The organism is Pseudomonas sp. 05N434 (genome assembly GCF_056396965.1).
The window spans coordinates 1-1,496 of the sequence record NZ_JBFTMK010000817.1 but is presented as its reverse complement, the minus strand read 5'-3'; the positions used below and the strand labels follow the sequence as shown (position 1 = coordinate 1,496).

At 59.7% G+C, this 1,496-nt stretch carries 3 protein-coding genes; all 3 read right to left on the bottom strand.

Annotated elements, in window-relative coordinates; translation table 11 throughout:
* A partial coding sequence (locus tag AC1DLB_RS29725) for a hypothetical protein (protein ID WP_477786255.1) occupies window positions 1-131 on the bottom strand: 131 nt, incomplete at its 3' end.
* 23 nt (window positions 132-154) lie between these two features.
* Entirely contained in the window at window positions 155-862 is a 708-nt protein-coding gene (gene lapG / locus AC1DLB_RS29720) for a cysteine protease LapG (protein ID WP_477744221.1), read from the bottom strand.
* A gap of 253 nt (window positions 863-1,115) precedes the next feature.
* Window positions 1,116-1,481, bottom strand: coding sequence for a YbaN family protein (locus tag AC1DLB_RS29715; RefSeq protein WP_477744222.1), 366 nt, complete (start codon window positions 1,479-1,481; stop codon window positions 1,116-1,118).
* Window positions 1,482-1,496: the final 15 nt, after the last annotated feature.

The following is a 1,496-nucleotide window of genomic DNA, read 5'->3' as shown; positions in this document are numbered from 1 at the left end:
TCCTGGGCGTGGGAGCGCAACTGACTGAGCATCTGTTCACGGGAGCTTTCCAGGCTGACAAAAAAACTGCCGCTGAAGGCCACCAGCAAGAACAGGCAAATGGCGAGGAACAACTGTTTGCGCAGTGACATGAAAACACTCCTTGCAGTGGCGGCTAGCCTTCGCCCACGGCGAACCCTTCGATTTGCATCTTTTTCAATACGTCTTGCCAGCGCGACAGTTTTTTCGAGTCGCTGCTGCGTTTACCACCATTGGCTCCCGGCAAGTACAGGCCTTCGGCGTTGAAGGCGTACACCGGCAGCAAGTCTTTGCGTTGGGAGGCGGGGCGGATCTCGTCGATCAGGTTGTCCAGCACCAGCGGATCGGCCGTGGGGCTGCTGTAGAAGGTCAACACCATGTGCGCCTGGTTCTGGGTCAGGGCCTTGACGTAGGTGATGCGTAGTTTTTCGCTGGGAATCCCGAGGTGACGCAGGCTGAAGTATTTCGCCAGGGCGAAGTCTTCGCAGTCGCCTGCGGCTTTGATCAAGGACTCCACGGGCGTGGCCCAGTAATCGGTCTGATGCCAGATGCGCGTGTCATCCTGAAAACTCAGTTGCTGATTGAAGAAGTGATTGACCGCGTTCAGTTGTTCGCGCTCAGGCTGGTTGCGTTCGCTTTGCAGCATTTGGCTCCAGGCCTCGATCCGTCCCTGTGCCTCGCCAAGGGGGCCGTAGCGTTTTTCGGCCGTTTGCAGAACCTGCGCAAAATCCCAGTCGGCCCAGACACTGCCCAACCCGGCCAGTAGAAAACTCGCCAGCAGCAGCCATCCGCCGAACCGAAGTCGGAGCGTTGACCATCCTGGACTACGCGGACTGCGGGGCATGTCTGGCTGCTCGGGTGCAGATGTCTGAAGTCTAGGCGGTGTTTACGGGGCGGTCGGGTAGGTCGTCGGACGAAAGGATGTCGGCGGGTTGTTTCCTGTGGCGAGGGAGCTTGCTCCCGTTCGGCTGCGCAGCAGTCGCCAAACCGATCAATGAGGTGTGTCAGGAGAAGGCGGGTTGCAGGTTTTGGGGCTGCTTCGCAACCCAGCGGGAGCAAGCTCCCTCGCCACAAAAGCCTCGAGCCATCGATAGGAATCAGGGTTTATGCAGGGTTTTCTGCTTGAGGATATAAACCGTCACCAGCACCGCACTGGTCAGCATGAACCCGCGCGCCCACGGCAGGGGCACCAGGTAGCAGGAGAACAGGATGCTCGTCCACATCAACCCGATGGTGTAGACCTTGCCCTTGAGCGGAATGCCGTTGCCGTCCAGATAGTCGCGAATCCAGGGTCCAAGCCGTGGATGTTCAACCAGCCAGTGATAGAAACGCGGCGAACTGCGGGCGAAGCAGGCTGCCGCCAACAGCAGGAACGGTGTGGTGGGCARCACCGGCAGGAAAATCCCGATCACCCCCAGCGCTACGCTCAGCCAGCCGATGGCCAGCAGCACGTAGCGCAACATCAGGGGGCGGTTGCC